The sequence below is a fragment of the Vibrio sp. IB15 genome, from assembly GCF_016406055.1.
GTDB classification, from domain to species: Bacteria; Pseudomonadota; Gammaproteobacteria; order Enterobacterales; family Vibrionaceae; genus Vibrio; species Vibrio chagasii.
The window spans coordinates 1-19,243 of the sequence record NZ_JAEFCE010000005.1; the positions used below are offsets into that span (position 1 = coordinate 1).

The following is a 19,243-nucleotide window of genomic DNA, read 5'->3' on the forward strand; positions in this document are numbered from 1 at the left end:
ACACGGTTGACCACCCTTTTTCAGAAGGTTGTACGCGCTCGATGTAACCAAGAAAGACGCGCGTTATGTCATCCCCCCATCCTAAATCAATTGCAATGAGCGTGTTGGGCTCTGGGTTACCTGCAACCGACAGCTCACATCGACCCGGTGTATTGTGACTGAAAACGATGCGGTGACTTTTGACTTTGGTTTTATGCTTGCCCACATACGCACGGCAAAGAAACTTATTGTTAATGGTCATAGTTAACCCTCGTTTACGCCAGTGCGTTATCCACGCTTTTCAGCACTTTCATCACACCTGTCAGTTCCACTTGTGTATCGGGTGGCATGTCTTCGGTTTGTCCGGTTTCAACGGACGTTTTTACGCCCTGCACTTTTTGCTGTGCGGCAGGTTTGTCAGGTTGGCGTTGTTCGACTCGTTCTGGTACCGAAAGATGCTCTACCAGTTCAAATGAAACGCTCCATTGCCTGTGAGAATCTTGCTCATCTGCACGAACAGCGCCTTGAAATTTTACCTGGCGAATTTTCAAGGCTTCTGCCGTTTTGTTACTGATGCGGTAGATTTGGCGAGCATCGTTGTCTTGTGCTTCTGCCATGCTGAACAGATTGGTTAATAGCTGGCTTTTGGTAAAAGGGACCACCCCTTTCACCGTGAGTATTTTGCCCTTGCTGCCCGTCTCCGCTTGGTCGGTCGCCGAAGTTTGGCCGGACATGTCTTGTCCAGCCAATTGCTGACGAACGCTAATGCGTAAGTTCTTTAGTGGGAGTTGAGTTCCGTTTAGGGTTAGCATCATTCATCCAATTATGATTGTGGCAACAATGGGTTTGCGTTGTCGATTACACCTATTAACTGGTACCCCGTTTTATCACTTTTCGCTGACCAAAACTCAAACCGACAGTCTGCCTCAACATTATTTGAGTCAGATTTGACTACACGAAGGAAACCACCTGTCTTGATTTCATCATGGCTATTTACGTTAGCATCAAACGCAAAAGATATTGCATATCCACGCCCTTCAAGACCGTCAGTAATTGGAGCTACGAGATGCATGTTCCCTTTATGTTCTTCAACCGTAGTGAACAATGATGGGTCTACATTATTCTTATCTCTAAACTCAACGGGTAATTTTGCGCCATCAGGATAGCTTAGGTAGCTCTCAAGTAGGCCTTCATTATCGTAAGTACGAAGCTTCGTACTACCTGTCACTTGCACCGCTTGATAGTGACTCACCGAACCTGTTATATCAAAATCACAGTTACCAATTTCAAGTAAATTCACATTGCCAAATGTAGCAATTACTCTACCGTTGGTATTGTCTTCAATTTTAAACCTGCACTTATTGTTAAATGAGATTTTATCGATATTTTTAAGGTAGTTGACCGCATAGTCTATTCGCCCCTCAAAATAGCAATTTGATACAGTCAGATCAGATGACTGAGCCTCAACTTCAACCCTCGTCTTAATCGCATTAAGCGGCATATCTCCAACATTCGCTCGGAACGAGCAATTATCAACAACGACAGCCTTAATCGAGCCACTAATGGCCATACATTTATTTATTACGTTGTAAAAACGCAAAGATGTGAACTTTTTATTTACGCCATTGAAAACAATACCTTCGTCCTGGCAGTCAACAAAAGTCATGTCATCATAAACGGTATTATTACAACCAAGGTCATAAATGGCATTATCGCTTAACTGAGTGAAATCAATAGAGTTAGCCGTCAGATTGTCACAACCATCAAAAACAAACGGAGTTCGACATTCTGTGACTGCACCACCTGACAGTTTCAAGCGTTTAGAGGCAACGCCTTGGGTTTTGTGAACGCTGATACAGCGTCCTAAATGCTCACCGCCTGTTCCTGCACGATCAACCAAAGTACCATCATAATTTTTATGGTACATATTGAAGAACTCAGTGAACTTGATACGAATATCAACACCACCACCAACAATCATAAACGCTGACAAATTGTCTACGACATAATCTGGTGATGGGTAACATGCATTTTTTATCTCATCGTAAACCCTGACACGCAAACGAAGAGGGTTGGAAATATAAAACAGACGGTGTGAAAATTTCCCTTCATAATCCACTTCATTAAGTTTTATTTCTAAAGAAGTAGGATTAACAAATGAGATCCTTGATGATTTGTCTAAGCTTTCATCAATCCGTAAATTAGCCTTTCTAAAGTCAAGCTCTGATGATGAAAAGTCTTCAACTGTGACATTACCTGGCGCCAAACGATAATCGCCGCCCTCTGACTTAATCCGCAATACGCCCTGTTTAAATAACGGCAGCACTTTAGCCAAAACAGGCATAATGTCACTATCATCTACGGCACCGAACTGCTCGATTGAAACTGTTCGGTTATGGTTAAGTCTATAATGATGTCCGGATTCATTCCAAAATTCATACTCATCACCTTGAGACTTTTTCGTTGTATCCGTATCAATATATAAATACTCAGATGCGCCTGTACCAAAGTTTGTATGGTAATTCGTTCTGAGGCGTTTAGCCTTAATTCTACTATTGAAAGCATCTGCAAACGTATCTACAGAGATAACTGTATTTTGCTGAGTCCAATTTCGACTCGCGCTCTCACCCTCTGGCCGCAAATCACTAACCGAACCATCAGCCAACACTTGAGCTATCTTACAAACAAAGTGCTTCACGCCATTGGCATCGATGTAGTCGTCTTTCTCTTCTGCAGTAATAACGAAATCTAACAGGGTGACTTGCTCACCTATTGGCGTTCCTTCGCGGTGTGCGTCTACGTAGATGAATGATGGCTTGTTAGGTACCTGAACATTGCGATCAAATTCGAGCGTGACACGGTTGCCCGACACATAGCCGGCACCCGCCTTGATGTTGAACGCGCTCGCTTGAGGCGTTACCAAGAAACCGTCTTCGATAAACCAATCTTTGCCGTTCTGGTCGATGATGGCTTGGGCGGCATCATCGTCCATTTTCTTCATGCGTGGCGTTGCGTTGTACTGCCATGATGAAGCGTCCACGGTGATGTTGGTGATTTCAGCAATGTCTTTGTACTCAAGTACGACAGAGCGCACCAAGGTATTACCTGCAACACCTGGTTCGTCGGCTGACTTTGGTGTTAATGCATGATGGTCGATTGTGACCAATACGCCATATTCAGAGCAGTACGCACCTGTCCAGTTAAATTCGAATGGGCCAACGTCACTGGTCAATGTCGTGCTGTAAATTACCGAGTCTGCAGAGAGGCGACCACGCTGTTCGACACCTTCTTGGTGAACAACATGATCAGTGGGTACCACATCATCTGGCTGTGGGAACTCTGGGCGATTCGGCACATTGGCAAAAATCATCTTGTCGATGATCAGCGGCTTTTCTTCGGCATTGAGTTGCGCCAACAGTGCTTTACCTGCGGCGGTTAAAATTGACTTATCGGTGGTATTTGCCATTTTTATTGATTCCTTAGCCCTTCACTGTGGCTTGGTAATATTCACAATCGACATTGAGCACACTCGGTAACATACCAACGTTTAGTCGTGTCTTAACGTGTGACGCTGAATATTGCGCTTCGACATTCTTGCTTCGCGCGGCCAACGGCATTTCGACATAACTGGTGTATTGATAACGGCGACAGGTACGCCCGTATTGACGTACGACTGTGTCTAATAACTTCGGGACGTTGGTTAAATCACCGTCTCGAATTTTCAGGCTGATCACATCCCAATCGACATTCACTAACCTTTCATCTTGAGCAATGTGCGGATAACCAAGCTTATCGAACATGTCTTCCCAACCAGACACCGAACCTGCATCACGAGAAAACCCGTAAGCATGAGCCACACGGATTCGAAACAGTTCTTCGGGCTCTTGGCCGAGCTTTACTACACCACGTTGCCAAGCCAGGATATTGACCAAAGCCATTGGCGCGGTGAGTGGGTCATGTTGTTGCAGCGGCATCTCAAACGCAGCTTTCACATGCTCCCAATACTTGCGCATGGCTCGGGCGAACTTAGCGAGTTCGCCTCTACCCATCCAGTAACGAAGGTTTATCTCAGGTATTTTCAATGGATACCTCCAACGTCTGGATGCGTGGCACGGTTAGGTTGTTAATGATGTCGGCGTTATCAAATTCGAGTGATTCAATCTGTGCAAACTGACCGTGTAGCTCTTGGCCCAACTTGGAGAAACTAAAGCGCAATACCGGATTGGTTACTGTTGGCGAATAATCGGTGTTCTCGCGGAATGCCGCACCAATGAACTTCTCAACTGCTGCTTTCAACTGGGTGCGCTCATCCATCGTGAGTGAGCGAATCGGCCACACGCGGCAAACAATATTGGCTTGTGTTTCTGGCATCGCCATCACCTGCAGATCATCACCATGGCCGTGTTGCCCTTGCTCACGAATATAGGCATTCAAATCAACAAGCATTTCTGGTGATGGTTCACCCGTATCAAGCAAAATGTAGGAATTGGCAGTACCTGGCCCACGTGGTGCGTTATGCTCGAAATACACGTTGTCATCGTTAATACCTGCACGACTCGTTAACAGTGAGCGGTAAGCCGCATCAATGTGCCATTTAGCAACCGCGCTCCACTGATTGCGGATACGCAAGCGAAGTTCATCGTTGCTTTCTTTATCTGCACCTGCAGCGGTTAGCCACTCGGCTGGGTTCGTTGCTGCTGCAATGCCTGGTATCGCAGTCGGCAAAATATGGTAATACCCTTCGCCAAGGTTGTAGGCTGCACCTTCACTCTCTGCTTCCACTTCCGCCATGATCATCGTTTCGTTTTCTGGCAGCGTAGTATCAGCTAGCACACGAACGCGGTAGATATTGCCGTTAATGGGCTCGGTCTGAATCCACGTATCTTTTGGAATGACTAGCGCTGGCCCTTTTGCGGCTGCACGTTGGAAGGCGATCAAACCTTTGGCTTTAGTTGCTTCTTTACGAGTGAGTTTGCACTGCCATGCAAGTAGGTCTAGCCATTGGTCTACAGCGGTTGCAACAAACATGTTCGGTAGAACGTAACCCACCAATAATGTATTGATGAGCCACAAGGTCACTTGTACCACTGCCGATTCAATCAAGCGCCAGAACGGGGAGAAAAGCGAGTCGTTAGAGATAATGCACTCTTCCTTTTCCATTTCCTCTTTCAGCACTTTTTTCCAACTGGCTGCATCGGTAGGAATACCGGATTGCTTTACCAGCTCGGCGTAATCTGGCTTAGGAATATCAGACATTGGTTGTCTCCGAAGTTGTTATATCAAGAGTTACGTCGCCAAAGTCTGCAGTCGTGGCGAAAACATAAATCGTGCCTTCTGTCGGTTCTTCTAATCTCACAGTTCCCGGCACTAGGCGAACATCTTCTTCAACCAACAATTCCAACTTGGTGCGAATATCCGCTTTCTTTGATGGGCTGCGCTCTGCAATGAGATCGACCGCTAAATTGCTTTCAATGATGGCGTGTTTAATGTCTTGAGCGATCACTGCTCGGTCTTGAATCAATACAGGGTTTCGGCCTGCATCGAGTACCACGTCACCGTTTTCAATTAGGATGTCTTGATAGAGGTAATCCGCCATTAGCCTGCCGCCATCATCATTTCGTTATCAAAATCAGCCACGCTGTTCATGTAAGTCGGGTGAATACCACCAACGTGATACACGTTTGAGCTTGTTTGGTAGTTGGCAATATTCTTGGCCGCGCCACCTGGTTGAACTTGTGCGTAAGGTGTTGCGCTTTGGACTGACTTAGATTTCACCGGAGCCGTTTCATCATCACTGCCGAAACCTGGTAGCGAATCAACGAGCCCTTTCAAGTTTTCCCAGATACCCGCTAACTGATCGGTGAACCAGCTAAATACGCTTCCAAAGATGTTGCGCATCGAGTCGGCCATTTGCCCAATGAAAGCAAATCCACTGGTATCGGTGAAGCCACTCACCACCCATTGCCAACCGGCAGATAGAAATTGGAATAACTTACTGAACACACTTATAACGAGAGATACGCCTGACACGATTGCGGTAAGAACATAGGAAACAAATTGGATTCCTCCGGTGATCAAGTTAGAGAACACTCCAATTCCGACCTCTGCTAAAACTTTTATCACTTCAAAAAGCGCAACGCCTACCCACTTAAATAATGGAAATAGAGGTTCAATTGCTTGATACAAAAAGCCAAAGGAACCTCGCAGCATTGCAACTCCATTTTCCAACGCCTGAAACATCGCGGTGTCTCCGAACGCAGCCTTTACTTTGTCCCAATAAACGATCAACCCCACAACAGCACCAATAGCTAAACCAATTCCCGTAACTATCAGCGTGATTGGGCTCATTAAGATACTTAACGCTCCCGCAACTACAGTAAGTAGGCCACCTGCTGCAACCAACCCCAACATGGCAACAGCGGTATATCCCACATATTTCGTGATGTTGGGAAAAATCTCAGTCCATCGAATAATTTCCATCGCGCCATCGGCTAGGTTTGAAACCACTGGTAATAGAGCAGGCAGCAACGCTGCACCAAAAGCCGTCCGAACTGCAAACACGCCTTGTTCGAGTCGTTCCCACTGGTCGGTCATGGTGTGCGCCATGTCTCTCGCTTCTTTCAGCCCCGATACGTCTTGCAGTTGCTTGATTGACTTATTTAGTCCATCAGTTTCATTCATCATATTCATAATGAAATTAACTGCTTGCTGGCCTCCAAATGCTTCTTTTAGCTCAGCCTGTTCTGAAAGTTCGAGGGTATCCCCATACAGAGTTTTCAATTGCCCCATGATGTCTATTACAGACTTCATGCTTCCATCTTGGTTTTGAAAGGCAACTTTATTACCAAACTTGCCTTGAGCTTTAGCTACACCTTGAAGGAAAGAAGAGTACTGTGTACCAGCCCTAGAACCCGATTGAGTTATAGCTTGCAACGTACCCAACACTGCGAACTGCTCTTCCATCGCAATATTGTTTTTCGTACCAATGCTCTGAAAGTTCTGAAAGGCTGCGGCCATTTCCTTACCTTCCGTATTGAACATTTTCACAACAGTTGCTGTTTGGCCTGCAAGTTTTTGTGCCCATGCGACATTACCCATTTGCACAACATCATCGTTAAAGATTTTGTGCATCTGCCCCATGTAACCTGTAATGGTCTCAGTATCTGCTTTTGTGGCAGCTGCCATGACGCCAGAAATATGGGTAAGCTCTGAAAGTTCATTGCCTTTCAGAGACGAAATCGCTGATTGAATTTTGTAACTTGAATCCACAAACTCAGTGGCTGACTTGCCATATTCGACGGAAAACTTCATCGCTGTTTGAGCTAGGGTTTGCAGCTGATCATCAGCAACACCAAGTGATTTAACTTCACCTAGCTTTCGGTCCATTTCAATGGCAGGCATCAAGGCTTGTTGTAATGCGAAACCAGCCCCCACCATGCCTGCCGCACCTGCCACCATGGTATGAGTGCCTTGGCGATAGGTGTTGGTGACATCGGTCATTTGTCGTTGAATATTGCCCAGAGGTTTTGAAATCTGGTCAATTAATCCAACTTGAAATCTGAGTGCTTCTGGTAACATCAACAATTCTCTATTTGCTTAGTGGTTAACCGCCAAAGGCTTTGGCTACACCGCTAGCGGTGACGGCTTGCATGTTTTCCCAATGGTTCTTCTCTAACCAAATCGCGTAGGCAAGGTTCTGCTCAGTATCCGGTTCATTAGGTAGCCACTTTCGCCGCCACGCATACATTTTTTGCCTGTCGCTACTATCAATGGCAGCGACAAGCCCATCTATTTTTTTACCGAGATGGAAAGCTTAGGCGCGTACTCTTTAAGAACGACACCGTAAATTTGCGTTGCTGCACCTGGGTTCTGCTTAGTAATTTCACGCAGTGCGTCTTTTGAACCTTCACTAACGCTGCTCATCAAGAAGTTATGTGCTGCGCTGCTCGCATCACCTTGCAAGATGGTATTTTGTGCTTCGTCGTACTCAGCTGGCGTTGGGTTGAATTCAAGGTCTGTCGTACCAACGGTTAAAACAATAGGTTTTGTCATGCTACTTCTCGCTCTTTATCTAACTTGTTTTCCAAACGGTCGAACCGTCCATTAATTGAATCTTTCAAATCGTCTACGGCTTCCCGTAGCTCATGCTTGGTGGCGTATTTCTCTGCAACATCCGCACGTTGGTTGGCAATTGCCAGCTCGTTTTTGTGAGTCCGCTGTTCGAGATCTCGGGTTGTGGCTGCGGATTTCTCAGCGCGGGTGTACACAAAACCGATCAGCGTTAACAGGAAGCCTCCCAATCCCAGCAACACGCGCCAATCTTCCATCTAGCCCCCTTGCAAATTCAGTTTTTTACTTTTATCCGCACTGCCTTTGCTGCTACCCAACCAAAAAGCTACCCCTGTACCAAACGCACCTAGTACGGTACCGGAAATCATGATCAGCACTTGGGCATACTCTTTCGATGGTTCACCGAAGAACAAAGCGGCAAACATTCCAGCGACCATGGCACAAAGCAACAAAGCTAAAAGGCTTGGCATCCAGTGATCTTTATGCTGCTCACGTGCATGCTGTGTATCTGCTAAATTGGCTCGTTTGGCTTCCAAAGCTAAACGACCTTCTTCAATGGAGAGACGTTTAAGCTCTTGCTCGTGCTCTTTCTCCAATTGACGCAGTTTGAACAATGCTTCAGTGTCATTGACCAACGCCTGTTCAATAGCTTCTGGCGTATTTTCAACATCAAGGGCATTAGCAACTAATCCACCTACCGCGCCCCCTGCTGGGCCACCAATTAAGGTGCCAACCAATGGTGCAGCCGAACCAATAAGTGATTTAACTTTTTCCCACATATCAATCAGTCCTTTAGAATTGTTAGGCTTGCTGGCTCTCCGCCAAGCTCTACCATCAGGTTGTTAAATGCAGCGGTTGAGTTCATCACTGCCCATTCACCACCCACAAAACCAAAATCCACACCAGGAGCCAAACAACCTTGAAGCTGCTTAGGCGAATTCGCTTTGTGAATCAAAATATGAGTTCGTAGGCTTGGCCCTTGTCGAGTCACACCAAGGTCTTTGCTTTCCAATGCATAGCACTCACCAAACTTTGGCGATTTATGAGGAAAAAGCGTGTAGCTACCTTCTGGAATACAGGACTTAGATGGCGCGTTGTTCTGCCAAGGTCGCTCAACAACACAACAAACCTGACTACCATCGGCACGGTGTAATGTTGAATAGGTACCGTGGGGAAAGTAACGGCGCTTTAAAACCAAATGCTTCATCGCTTAAATCTCTCTATGTTGCTTTGGCACTGGGTGCAGTATTGGCACCCTGGTACTTTCTGGCGGCGTTCTTCGGGTATTGGGTCGCCACATTCGCCGCATTCCTGTGCGCTTTCTCGTTGTTCAATTCGCTTAGCCCTTGCCAGTTGGTTGGCAAGCGCCACTTCTGTGAATTGGGTTTCAAGGCCACTGGCATGGTCGATAACATCAGACATCACGCCCCCTTCTTACTGCACCAAGTCTTCGGTTTCATCTGAGCGCAAGTACGGAACACCGTTAATATTCACAAAGTCTGGGCTTGTTACTTCAAACGGCAGTTTGTGAACCAGTGCGCTACCACCATTGGAATCAACATCGAGCAAATCAGAGATTTTGATTCGACAACCAAAGGCTTCTACTTTCAGCTCATCTTTATCAATCTTGCCGTAGAACAGCGCGTCAAAGGCAGGCAGGCCACGCCAAGAACCGGCTTGTTTTGCGGCCTTGCTCATTTGGTTAAACTGCTGCGTGGTGAGCTCCATTTCACCACTTGCTTCTACATCACCATCGACATAACCATCTGGCACACCAGAGGTTTTGTTCACGGCGGAATTGTCGGTAATAGATAGGGTGACTTTTTGCGCTTTTAGCTTGTAGTCGCCCATTGAAAAATGCATGTTCTTGCCAGAAATACGCATGCTCATTGGTTACGCCTCCGAATCTGCAGGGTTAGAGAGATCAAGCCCAATGTTGACCACAATGTGTTTCGGGCAGTTGTGAGGACGAACCATTAAGCCAATGTTGACTTTGGTTTTGCTCATCCACTGAATTGACACATCTTCATCGCGTGGTGGCATGATTTCACCAGGGAACGGAATGCCGCCAATCTCAGTGGTCTTCGACATGTCGCGCATGTCTTTACTGAAGTAAGTGCGGTTGAGCTCGATACTTGGTGGAGTTGAATTAAGAATGCGGTCAGCAATACGACGAATCGCTTTAATTCGAACGCGGCGATTTAGCTTGTGAACGGGGCGAACATATTCAAGGTATTGATAGTCTCCGCCTTTCGCTTCCAGCGTTGTGGCATCTGTCCAGTAAACACCTTCCATATCGGCGTACCACTGGGGCAGTGAATAACGTGCGTCGGCTAGTGCTGAAATAGTGCTCATTTCAAGTGGTTTACCTGCGCAATCCACTGGCATTTCACCAAGACCTAATAGGCTTCCCGTTGCGACTCGCATTGGGCTATCGGCTATTGTGACAGCGCGATCACATAAGCGACCACCAAGCACACCGACATTATTGCCGTTAAGCATTGGCACTGGCGTTACCATATTTGCTGCCACATCTTTCACTAGGGCTAGCATGGCGGTTTCATAGTCCGACCACGTTTGGGTATCTGCATCAATACCAGCACACGCAGCAAGGAAGAACACCCAACGACCAAGTTTGCTCGTTAGCTCTGTTGCTTTGTCTTGCATTGCTGTGAACTCGGCTTTGTCGGCCACAACATCAACAATACAAATACCTTCGAAAGAGTCGGTAAGGTTGGCAGTATCTACAGCGTCTTCCCAAGAGTCACCGTCAGCCAAACCGAAGATGGCACCCGTCCAGTTTTGTTTACCATTAAGCTGTGCGGCTTTTACGTTTGCGCCTAGCGCATCATCAGCGACCACCTCATCAAGGTTGGTCATGTTGTTCACACGGGTAACTTTGCCTTGCAGTTCGGCTTTATCCGTTCGCCCGATGTAGAGCAGGTGGCGTTCAATCTCTGGAATCCCGCCTTGCCCTAAATTGAGGTTATTTACCCCTACCTTTCCGGTTGCCATTGGTTATTTCCTCGCTTATGTTCGCGTCTTGGCCTGCTCAAAGATCTTTATGAGTTGGCGGGTTACTTCGCGTTCGTTACTGCCTAATATCTGGCGCTCTGCTAATGGGATATCCCAAGCTGTGACATTGGGCTGATTGCTCAGCTCTCGGATAATTTGCCCTGCTTGCCCATGGTTAACGGTTTCCATCAATAGGCGAAGGCTTGGCTTTTTCCGTCCTTTGCCGCTTTTTCTCGGTACCGTGTAACCCAGCTCCCTTAGCTTTCGCGCTTGCCCTTTAGAGCAAGGCGCGGAGTAGTCTGGTGTTCCCCATCGCTTTTGCATTTGGCGCTTGGTCATTTTTTGCTTTTGACCAACGTGATGCCTGGCTGCAATTCTTGCGGTGAGCTTGTTGCTCCAAGTTAGGTCGAGCATGTTGGCGTTTCGTACATAAGGGGTTAATCCCTTCGCCATACGGCGCATCACTTTGCCGCGCTTCTTCCCTTTTTTGGGCTCTAATGCTTGCCCGTGAATATCTTTCTGTTGCTGAATGCGTTTACGTGTATTGGTCTTTTCCCAACGGCCAAGGGTTTTCAGTATCCAAACTCGCTTTTTGGGTGGTAGTGCTAACATGGCAAGCTTTTCTTGCATGTTGAGCACATCCCTTTTATTCGCACTAATCGTCGGTTTCATTCACCAACTCCGCTTCTTCTGCGGTGTAAATCTCTACGGCTTGAACTCGGTATTTAATTCCGCGCCAAGTAATCATTCCGGCTTCTGAATCTGGTACCAGCTCGATAGGCTCCATCAGCTCAAGCTCTATGCTCACATCAGCGACTTCATTGCTGATCACATCCACCGATAAAGTTGGGTCTTCTAGCTCCTGTTCGTTTCGGTCTTCTTCATGGTCGCTTAACCAACAGGCAACCAGAGCTAACAAACAACGTGGGTCTAATAACTGGTGAGGAAACTCCTCCACCGACACCACCGCGTTGTATTTCCAATAACAGGCGATATAGCCATCGTTTCCACGGTCTTCACCGCTTGGCACTATCGAGCCGTTCTCTTGCCAAGCATCAATTTTGTTATCAAGCACATTGCTGTTTAGGTGGCTAACGATGTAATCCGTTAAGTGCTCCAGCTTAGTTTTGTTGTAAGCTGTTTCGCTCATATCGAAGCAATCCCATTGGCACTACGGCCAAGTAACAAACGCACATCTTGATTGCTTTGGGTGACAAAGCGTGCCTCTTGTTCTGGTTCATCTGTCGCTACGCTTTCACCTTCTTTGCGGCGGTCTTGCGTGGCGAACTCTGGCAATAAGTCAGCGTGGGCCAAACCATAAACCGCGCGTTTATATACCGCCGTTTTAGCGGCACTCAGCACAGGCGGATTGCCATCAACTAGCAGGCTTTCAAGCCGCTGCTGAATATTCAAAGCTGCAATGATCACGGCTGAAGCCATAGAATCGTTATCAAACGTATGGGGAATACGGCGCAGCTTGCGGAATTCATCGGTTGATAAATCCGGCCAACCTTCACCAGGTATGGCGGTATTGGCTGCACTGTTAACTTTTCCACCAAAGCTCATCACGATTCCCTTGTTTTTCAACGTAAGTAAATAAATGCGCCTCTAGCCACTGGGTCGACGGTATCGAGTTAGCCTATTGGCTTCTCTTACCTCACCAGCCGAGGCGCGGTGGCGTAGGAGTCTTTACAGATTCTTGCCATCTTTAATGGCACGAATACGTTGTTCAATTTTCTTGATTTGGGTACCCACACCTACTTTGCTGTGCTTATCGTGGGCGTGTTGAAGCAGAGCCAAAGCCTTTTCCAACGTTTCCAAGCTGCCGATTGCTGTCGCTTGCGGTTGGCCTTCTTCGTTTCGAATCAGGTATAAGCCTGCGAACTTGAACCATTTGGCGTGAACCTTTTCGTGTAAACGCCAATCTTTTTCGATCTTCTCAAACACATTGGAGAAGTAAGGTTCAATTGAATTTCCACGTTCCGATTCGTTTTCAGCCCAAGCCAGTACTTCATCAGCACAGAATGTCGGCCAGTCACGGCGGAAATTCTCTGGCGTTGGCAAATCACGTTCGATTGCCGTCATACACCACTCAATCGCGGTATCCAGCTCTTTAATATCGAATAGCCAGATCACCAAGTTGGTAAAAATTGGGTTTTCGAACTGCTCACCGCTTTCTAAGTAACTTTGAACATACGGCTTGTATTTCGGGACTAAGACATTGCGCTTATGCTCGACACGATCAGCAATCGCATTGAAAGAGCGCAAATGCTTGCGGTCTTCTTCGAAGTCAATCAGCTTGATGTGCAGGCTATTAGTGTCTGCAACAGAGACGGTTTCTGGCGCAGACTGGTTAGCTTGCTTTTCAAGAATCTGTTTGCGCTGTCTTGCTAATGAACTAACCATTGTTCACCCCTTACGCGGCTGCCGCAGTGTCAACAACTGTGACCGCTTCGATTGCAGCAAACTTTTTAAGGTTGCCCACTGCATAACCTTCCATGCGGATGTGGTTTTGCTTAAAGCGAAGCTCATCTTCATCGTTCTTCTGCTTGCGCCACTGCGTCCCTTCTTGTGTAAGGATTTGCAGATTCTTTGTATTGGTTACCCAAATTTGATTAGCAGGGAAGAACGGAGGCGTGTAAGCCTTTTTACCCGCAATCGTCTTAGCTAGGCTTTGCGCCGCTTTGTGCTCAGTTGGGCTATCTGCTGCTTCAAGCAAACGGTGTTGTTCAGCCGCCACCAAATCAGAGCCAACCAACACAACAAGATCAGGGTCTTGGCGATGCTCTGGAGCAATGGTTGTATTGATTAAGTCCTGCACCAACGAATCAAGGTTTTTGTATGAACCTTGGGTCGCACCTGTTGGATCAAGGTCGGCTGACGCTAGCACTTGAGCTGCTGCTTTCTCTTTTACCAGTTTTAACCAGCCCTTGTTCACATCTTGCCCTAGCGGATTGGCAACTGGGTCGGTTTTGGCTGCGATAGATGTACCATTGAAACCAATACGCAGCATGTCTAAGGCAAAGCGACGAGAGATAGCGTTTTTCATCATGGTTAGCCATTCGTTCTTTGAGCCTGAGTTGGCCCACTGAGTCATGGTTTCCCACATAATGTGTGCGCCTGAATCGGTTTTTGTCAGTTCGTAGGTATTACCACTTTGGCCCACTTCAACACTAAAGCGCCCAGTATCGGAGCGACCTGTAGACAGGCCATCATCACCCACATCGACCACTTGGCCTTTAATTTGTTGAACAGGCAGTAGTGAAACCATTCCAAGAAACGCATCAGACTGCATAATTGCTTGGCGCAGCTTAGTTTCCATTGGTGGTGTTAGGTTAAACGTCTGTGTGCCCTGTGGAGCGTTTGCCGCTGATAGCGTTGCTGTGCAGAACTCTAGTAAATAGGTGGTTGATATTGCATTCAGCATTTAAATCATCTCCGTGGTTGAGAATTTGTCATCAGCACCTTCGCCCTTTGGCTCTTGGCCAGGTGCTTCCTGTGAAAGTTTGTTGAACTGGGTTTCGAGACCCTCCACTTTCTCAAGAAGCGGTTTGAGTTTTTTATCCAGAGTGGCAGAGAACTGTTCGATCACTTGGCTTTGTTCTTGTTCTTCTACTGGTTCTTCTGGGATTTCTGCATTGAGATTGAATTCTTCGGCCAGTTCTTTTTTGAACTCACCTTTGAATACAGAAAACTGCTCTTTTAGTGCTGCTTTAAGTTGCTCTTCAGTCACTTCGGTATCCTCGTCTATTGATGGAGTTTCTGGCACTTCATCGCCAGAAGAGAAAAATTCATTGAATGCCGCAAAAAAGCGGTCTTTCTTGGTGAAACAGGCTGAAAAGTCGATTTCTTCAAGTGCACTGCATTTAAGTTCGGTTGTTTCACCTTGCTTACGAGAGAATTGAAGTAGCGAAGTACCTGTGGAGGCTGGGGAGTCAGTCGCAGCTAGGCCCATTAAGTAACAACGCCCTTCGCCCTTGTAATCGGGGTTTGGTTCAATGGATGTGAATAGCTTTTGCTTTTTACGGTTTGCTTCAAGCATGTAATCGTTAGGCTCAAGCTTTGCGAACAAACGCATTTTGCCGTCTTTCTCTTCCGCTTTAAGCTCTACTACCTTGCCCCAGTTTTCACCGAAACCATAAAAACGACGGTGCTCTGGCCAAATCAATGCTGGGTATTCCTCAAGCGAATAGTTCTCCGCCATTTGAGTTAGCCATTCACGGGTAATTTTGCGCCCGTCTACGGTTGGCCCTTCTGTCGCTATGATTTTCCAGTCACTAATTTTTGGCATTTGCGCTCTCAAGTTAGTTATTTACATCTCTGTTTGAGCAAACAATACGCCTTTGAATAACTGCTTTCAGCCACTTCAATTCCTAGAAATTCGGATTTTATCCAAATCCGAAGTCATCCGAATTTTGCTTAGTCATTTGAGAGTTTTCGGGGCGTATGATGCAGCTATGGCATATTCAGACGAAATAAAAGAGGCCGCGAAAAAGCTTTATTTACGCGGATTACCTCCAAAAGAAATAGCGGCGCAACTTAACCTAAATAGCGACCGCATCATTTATACCTGGGCGGAGAAATTCGGCTGGGCTTTGGTGCTGAACGAACTATCTGTAGAAGAAATGATTAACCGTCGTTTGGCTGTGTTAATTGATAAGGACGAGAAAACCGATCAGCAGCTTAAAGAGATGGATAAACTCATAGACCATCACGTTAAGTTGCTAAAAGCGAATGCCGATGCAAAAGCCAAAGCTGAACGCATGCTTTCGCAAGGCAGCTCGAAGGCTAATGGTTCTGAACCAGCTAGCCAAGGCCGTAGCGGTAGCAACAATCGCAAAAAGAGCCGCAAGAAAAACAGCATTGAGCACCTGGCCGAAGAAGACTTTAAACGCTGGCATGAATCGCTGTTCGAATATCAGCATGTCATGCGTAACAATATTAAACAGCGTATTCGCAACATCCTTAAATCACGCCAAATCGGCGCGACTTACTATTTCAGTGGTGAAGCGTTAGAAGATGCAATTCTAACGGGCGATAACCAACTATTCCTTTCTGCTTCTCGCGCTCAAGCGGAAGTTTTCCGCAGCTATATCATTGCCATTGGTAAAGAGTTTTTAGACATCGAATTAACCGGCAACCCGATCATTCTTTCTAACGGCGCAAAACTACGTTTCCTTTCAACTAATAGCAAAACAGCCCAGAGCTACAACGGCCATGTTTATGTTGATGAATATTTCTGGATACCCAAATTTGATGAGCTAAACAAACTCGCTTCAGCAATGGCTACGCATAAGAAGTGGCGTAAAACTTACTTTTCTACGCCATCATCGAAGATGCACCAGGCTTACCCATTTTGGACAGGCGATCAGTGGCGCAAAGGCAAAGAATCTCGCACCAAGATTGAATTTCCAACCTTTGAAGAATATCGCGACGGTGGCCGACTCTGCGACGATAAGCAGTGGCGTTATGTTGTCACCATTGAAGATGCCGCTAATGGTGGTTGTGACCTATTCGACATTGACGAACTGCGCGAAGAGTACAGCCAAGACGACTTCAACAACCTGTTTATGTGTGTTTTTGTCGATGGTTCGCTTTCTGTCTTCAAGTTCTCTGATCTTGAAAAAGGCATGGTAGACGCGGCCCACTGGCAAGACTTCAAACCAAACAATAAACAACCCTTTGCCCGTAGAGAGGTTTGGTTAGGTTATGACCCATCCCGAACCCGAGACAATGCCTGCTTGGTGGTTGTGGCACCACCTGCCGTAGCGGGTGAAAAATTCCGCGTATTGGAAAAGCACTATTGGAAAGGGCTCAACTTCCAGTATCACGTTTCGGAAATCGACAAAGTATTTCAGCGTTACAAAGTCACTTACATTGGCGTTGATACCACGGGTATTGGTGGCGGTGTTTGGGACTTAATTTCTAAGAAATACCCGCGCGAAGCTCACGCAATCCACTACAGCAACGAAAACAAAAACCGCCTTGTGATGAAGATGATCGACATTGTAGAAGCCAAACGACTTCAATTTGATGCCGAGCACAAAGATATTGCTATGGCATTCATGGCAATTAAGCGAGTACCGACCGCCAGCGGCAACGCGATGACATTCAGAGCAGAGCGCAGCCAAACCACAGGCCACGCCGATGCATTCTGGGCAATTTCTCACGCCATTATTAATGAGCCGTTAGATCACTCAACACCAACTAAATCAACTTGGGCAACCGCAGCATGACCGAGCAAAAAGAACCTTTAGTCAAACAAGAAGAACAAGCATCCGAGTCGGTCTACCACATCGACTCCGCCCCTGAAGCTATCGACTCTAATAGTTGGATGACTTCCTACTCAGATTTGTTTTACAACGATTCCGATAACTATTGGGAACCGCCAATTTCGCGCAATGGATTAGCCGACATTGCTAGAGTCAACGCCTATCATGGCTCTTTATTGATTGCCCGGGCCAACTATGTCGCAGGACGATTTCAACAAGGTGGTTCGACTCGGCGCAGACACATTCAAGCCTTTTGCCGCGATTACTTCACCTTTGGTGATGCCGCTTTCTTAAAAATCCGTGATGGCTTTAAACGTGTGGTGCGCTTGCATCCTTTACCGGGCATGTACTTACGCAAACGCAAAAACGGCAACTTCGTTATTCTTGAGCGAGACAACCAACAACGAGAATACCGCAGAGAGGATTTGATCTTCTTACCTCAGTACGACCCGCAACAACAAGTTTATGGATTACCCGATTACTTAGGCAGCATTCAGAGCAGCTTATTAAATAAAGATGCCACGCTATTTCGCCGCCGATACTACAAAAACGGGGCTCATATGGGCTTTATCTTCTACGCTTCTGATCCGAACCTAAGTGAAGAAGACGAAAAGAAGATGAAGGAAACCATTGCCAGCTCTAAGGGCGTGGGTAATTTCCGCAGTATGTTTGTAAACATTCCAAACGGAAAAGAGAAAGGTATTCAGTTAATTCCGGTTGGTGACATTGCCACTAAGGATGAATTTGAGCGGATTAAAAACATTACCGCCCAAGATATTTTAGTGGGTCATCGCTTCCCGGTAGGTAAAGCAGGAATCATTCCTCAAGGCACTACCAGTTTGGGTGACCCGATTAAGATTGGCAGCGAATACGCCAAAGATGAAATTATTCCTGTTTGTGAACTGATTATGGATGAAGTGAACAGCGACCCAGAGCTCCCTAAACGGCTACATTTGAAGTTTGATACCGATACGGTAACAACAGCATAACACTGTACAAAAACACAGAAATTGGCGTAATATTATGCTGTCAGTCAGTTAAGTTAGGTCAATGTATGCGAGTTTATTGCAAATGTGGTGAACGCGCGATTGTAAGTAGAAGCATCGCTAAAGATGCCAATTGCGCAGATTTATCTTGTTCCTGTTCTAACCCAGAATGTGGGCATACCTTTGTGAGTTCTATCGGCTATCGCCACTCACTCAAACAGTCAAAGCTTCATTTCGGAATTGGTGCGACTAGTAAGCCGTCTTTATTTGGTAGTCGCATTACTTGCGGTTGTGGCGAACGGGCAGTGATAAATAAAACCAACCGCTTATCGAACGACTGTGCAGATTTGTATTGTGAGTGTAAGAACCCAACGTGTGAACATAAGTTTGTTATGTCTTTGTATTTCTGTCACACGCTAAGTCCATCATCGAAAGACACCGATGAATTGGCGAACTGCTTAATCAAGATGTTAAAGCCTGGACATCGAGACCATTTAAAGGAGCAGTTAGCTTTATTTTAATCAACTCTCATAATCAGGCCCTGTAACATGGACAGCTTTTAGCTGTCCTTTTTTATGGGCAAGAATCAATGAAATTAAGAACATGCCAATGTCTTGGTTTTCTTCGTGGTTCCCGCTTGTATCCTCAGCCAAAGCGCATAAAACAAACGCCTCCGCATTGTTATGTAGTTCAGACATTTAGCCTCCCAACTGACGATTTACTGTATATTAATACAGTAGTTTTACGTGTACAAATTTAATTATTTTTTACGTGGGTATACGAGCATTTTACTAGGCTGCTGTATTAAAGCTTTCCCAATCTCGCTGGCAAATGCTAACACTGGGCACATTCATCTTGGTGAGTTTGAATAACGCACGCTTAATCGGTAGGTTTAGTATCGATACACTAAAAAGTGCTGGG

At 46.3% G+C, this 19,243-nt stretch carries 24 protein-coding genes and 1 pseudogene; 3 read left to right on the plus strand and 22 right to left on the minus strand.

Features of this window, described 5'->3' with window-relative positions:
• From JC606_RS23310 to JC606_RS02945, 21 genes and pseudogenes are all read right to left on the minus strand, one after another.
• Positions 1-241: pseudogene (locus JC606_RS23310) on the minus strand (hypothetical protein); the annotation flags it as partial.
• A gap of 13 nt (positions 242-254) precedes the next feature.
• Positions 255-791: a baseplate complex protein gene (locus JC606_RS02850; protein WP_198777887.1), complete on the minus strand. Its 537-nt coding sequence runs from the start codon at positions 789-791 to the stop codon at positions 255-257.
• Between the two features lie 11 nt (positions 792-802).
• Complete coding sequence (locus JC606_RS23315) at positions 803-3,445, minus strand: phage tail-collar fiber domain-containing protein (protein WP_233090056.1); 2,643 nt, start codon at positions 3,443-3,445, stop codon at positions 803-805.
• Between the two features lie 13 nt (positions 3,446-3,458).
• A complete protein-coding gene (locus tag JC606_RS02860) occupies positions 3,459-4,061 on the minus strand; it encodes a phage tail protein (protein ID WP_198777889.1) in 603 nt (200 codons plus the stop codon).
• Positions 4,048-5,235, minus strand: a complete 1,188-nt coding sequence (locus tag JC606_RS02865) for a baseplate J/gp47 family protein (RefSeq protein WP_198777891.1) — start codon at positions 5,233-5,235, stop codon at positions 4,048-4,050. The genes JC606_RS02860 and JC606_RS02865 overlap by 14 nt, the downstream gene beginning before the upstream one ends.
• Positions 5,228-5,575, minus strand: coding sequence for a DUF2590 family protein (locus JC606_RS02870; RefSeq protein ID WP_060641563.1), 348 nt, complete (start codon positions 5,573-5,575; stop codon positions 5,228-5,230). The genes JC606_RS02865 and JC606_RS02870 overlap by 8 nt, the downstream gene beginning before the upstream one ends.
• Positions 5,575-7,557, minus strand: coding sequence for a phage tail tape measure protein (locus JC606_RS02875; protein ID WP_198777892.1), 1,983 nt, complete (start codon positions 7,555-7,557; stop codon positions 5,575-5,577). Before JC606_RS02875 ends, JC606_RS02870 begins: the two co-directional genes overlap by 1 nt.
• A gap of 25 nt (positions 7,558-7,582) precedes the next feature.
• Entirely contained in the window at positions 7,583-7,726 is a 144-nt protein-coding gene (locus JC606_RS02880; RefSeq protein WP_016791730.1) for a DUF6890 family protein, read from the minus strand.
• A gap of 41 nt (positions 7,727-7,767) precedes the next feature.
• Entirely contained in the window at positions 7,768-8,031 is a 264-nt protein-coding gene (locus JC606_RS02885) for a putative phage tail assembly chaperone (RefSeq protein WP_016791731.1), read from the minus strand.
• The gene (locus JC606_RS02890) at positions 8,028-8,306 is read right to left on the minus strand and encodes a hypothetical protein (protein ID WP_016791732.1); all 279 of its coding nucleotides are present in this window, start codon (positions 8,304-8,306) and stop codon (positions 8,028-8,030) included. Before JC606_RS02890 ends, JC606_RS02885 begins: the two co-directional genes overlap by 4 nt.
• Complete coding sequence (locus JC606_RS02895) at positions 8,307-8,828, minus strand: hypothetical protein (RefSeq protein WP_060641565.1); 522 nt, start codon at positions 8,826-8,828, stop codon at positions 8,307-8,309.
• A gap of 5 nt (positions 8,829-8,833) precedes the next feature.
• Positions 8,834-9,256 (minus strand): DUF5675 family protein, encoded by a 423-nt coding sequence (locus JC606_RS02900; protein ID WP_198777894.1) that lies wholly within the window; start codon positions 9,254-9,256, stop codon positions 8,834-8,836.
• Complete coding sequence (locus JC606_RS02905; RefSeq protein ID WP_016791735.1) at positions 9,253-9,471, minus strand: TraR/DksA C4-type zinc finger protein; 219 nt, start codon at positions 9,469-9,471, stop codon at positions 9,253-9,255. Before JC606_RS02905 ends, JC606_RS02900 begins: the two co-directional genes overlap by 4 nt.
• 12 nt (positions 9,472-9,483) lie before the next feature.
• On the minus strand, positions 9,484-9,939 hold the full coding sequence (locus tag JC606_RS02910) for a phage protein (protein WP_198777896.1): 456 nt from the start codon (positions 9,937-9,939) through the stop codon (positions 9,484-9,486).
• A gap of 3 nt (positions 9,940-9,942) precedes the next feature.
• Positions 9,943-11,064, minus strand: coding sequence for a DUF2586 domain-containing protein (locus JC606_RS02915; RefSeq protein ID WP_198777898.1), 1,122 nt, complete (start codon positions 11,062-11,064; stop codon positions 9,943-9,945).
• A 15-nt stretch (positions 11,065-11,079) separates the two neighbouring features.
• Positions 11,080-11,736: a virion morphogenesis protein gene (locus JC606_RS02920; RefSeq protein ID WP_102351177.1), complete on the minus strand. Its 657-nt coding sequence runs from the start codon at positions 11,734-11,736 to the stop codon at positions 11,080-11,082.
• Positions 11,720-12,214 (minus strand): phage tail protein, encoded by a 495-nt coding sequence (locus tag JC606_RS02925; RefSeq protein WP_032551937.1) that lies wholly within the window; start codon positions 12,212-12,214, stop codon positions 11,720-11,722. Before JC606_RS02925 ends, JC606_RS02920 begins: the two co-directional genes overlap by 17 nt.
• On the minus strand, positions 12,211-12,630 hold the full coding sequence (locus JC606_RS02930) for a head completion/stabilization protein (RefSeq protein WP_198777900.1): 420 nt from the start codon (positions 12,628-12,630) through the stop codon (positions 12,211-12,213). The genes JC606_RS02925 and JC606_RS02930 overlap by 4 nt, the downstream gene beginning before the upstream one ends.
• Before the next feature lie 123 nt (positions 12,631-12,753).
• On the minus strand, positions 12,754-13,470 hold the full coding sequence (gpM, locus tag JC606_RS02935) for a phage terminase small subunit (protein WP_198777902.1): 717 nt from the start codon (positions 13,468-13,470) through the stop codon (positions 12,754-12,756).
• 10 nt (positions 13,471-13,480) lie between these two features.
• Positions 13,481-14,491, minus strand: a complete 1,011-nt coding sequence (locus tag JC606_RS02940; RefSeq protein WP_198777904.1) for a phage major capsid protein, P2 family — start codon at positions 14,489-14,491, stop codon at positions 13,481-13,483.
• Positions 14,492-15,355: a GPO family capsid scaffolding protein gene (locus tag JC606_RS02945; RefSeq protein WP_198777906.1), complete on the minus strand. Its 864-nt coding sequence runs from the start codon at positions 15,353-15,355 to the stop codon at positions 14,492-14,494.
• Between the two features lie 166 nt (positions 15,356-15,521).
• On the opposite strand from JC606_RS02945, the gene JC606_RS02950 reads away from it, so the two are divergent.
• From JC606_RS02950 to JC606_RS23580, 3 genes are all read left to right on the plus strand, one after another.
• Positions 15,522-17,300 (plus strand): terminase large subunit domain-containing protein, encoded by a 1,779-nt coding sequence (locus JC606_RS02950; protein ID WP_198777908.1) that lies wholly within the window; start codon positions 15,522-15,524, stop codon positions 17,298-17,300.
• Positions 17,297-18,325, plus strand: coding sequence for a phage portal protein (locus JC606_RS02955; RefSeq protein ID WP_198777910.1), 1,029 nt, complete (start codon positions 17,297-17,299; stop codon positions 18,323-18,325). Before JC606_RS02950 ends, JC606_RS02955 begins: the two co-directional genes overlap by 4 nt.
• A gap of 65 nt (positions 18,326-18,390) precedes the next feature.
• Positions 18,391-18,843 (plus strand): ogr/Delta-like zinc finger family protein, encoded by a 453-nt coding sequence (locus JC606_RS23580; RefSeq protein ID WP_198777912.1) that lies wholly within the window; start codon positions 18,391-18,393, stop codon positions 18,841-18,843.
• On the opposite strand, the gene JC606_RS02965 is transcribed toward JC606_RS23580, so the two are convergent.
• On the minus strand, positions 18,844-19,020 hold the full coding sequence (locus JC606_RS02965) for a hypothetical protein (RefSeq protein WP_198777914.1): 177 nt from the start codon (positions 19,018-19,020) through the stop codon (positions 18,844-18,846).
• Positions 19,021-19,243: the final 223 nt, after the last annotated feature.